The following is a 792-nucleotide window of genomic DNA, read 5'->3' on the forward strand; positions in this document are numbered from 1 at the left end:
TCCGACAGGAGGCCGTGATGGATGATTTGTTTTTGTTGAGCGAGCGCCAGATGGCGCGGATCGAACCGCACTTCCCTTTGGCGCATGGCATTCCGCGGGTGGACGACCGCCGGGTGATCAGCGGCATCGTCTACGTCATCAAGCACGGGCTGCAGTGGAAGGATGCGCCGAAGGACTACGGTCCGCACAAAACGCTCTACAACCGTTTCATCCGATGGAGCCGTCTTGGTGTCTTTGACCGCATCTTTGCGGCCCTTGCGGGAGATGGCCCGAAGCCCGAGCGGATCATGATCGACGCCACGCATCTCAAAGCACATCGCACGGCCGCAAGCCTGCTAAAAAAGGGGATGTTCCCCGTCGTATCGGGCGAACCAAAGGTGGACTGAACTCCAAGCTGCATACGGTCTGCGATGATGAGGGCCGCCCAATCGTCATGCTGCTCAGTGAAGGCCAGATGAGCGACCACAAAGGCGCACGGCTCGTTCTCGACGCGTTGCCACCCGCCAGGGCCCTCATCGCCGATCGCGGCTACGACAGCACGCCATTCCGAGAAGCGCTGCAGGCAAAAGGCATCGAACCCTGCATTCCATCGAGCCGAAGCCGGAAAGTGCCATACCCCTATGATAAGACACTTTATCGCAAGCGCCACAATGTCGAGAACCTCTTCGCAAAGCTCAAGGACTGGCGGCGCATCGCAACCCGCTACGACCGATGCGCGCACACCTTCTTCTCCGCAATATGCATCGCCGCGACCGTCATCTTCTGGCTCTGATCAATGAGTCCTGAGCCTAG

At 59.3% G+C, this 792-nt stretch carries 1 protein-coding gene; it reads left to right on the forward strand.

The window, feature by feature from the left end:
- Nucleotides 1-17: 17 nt before the first annotated feature.
- Nucleotides 18-772 (forward strand): IS5 family transposase gene (locus tag LXM94_RS25945; RefSeq protein ID WP_235774780.1). Its coding sequence is split into 2 segments (ribosomal slippage): nucleotides 18-351 and nucleotides 351-772, totalling 756 coding nucleotides; the frame shifts between segments, so codons are not numbered across the junction.
- Nucleotides 773-792 lie beyond the last annotated feature (20 nt).

It is taken from the genome of Rhizobium alarense (genome assembly GCF_021555155.1).
Classification (GTDB): Bacteria; Pseudomonadota; Alphaproteobacteria; order Rhizobiales; family Rhizobiaceae; genus Rhizobium_D; species Rhizobium_D alarense.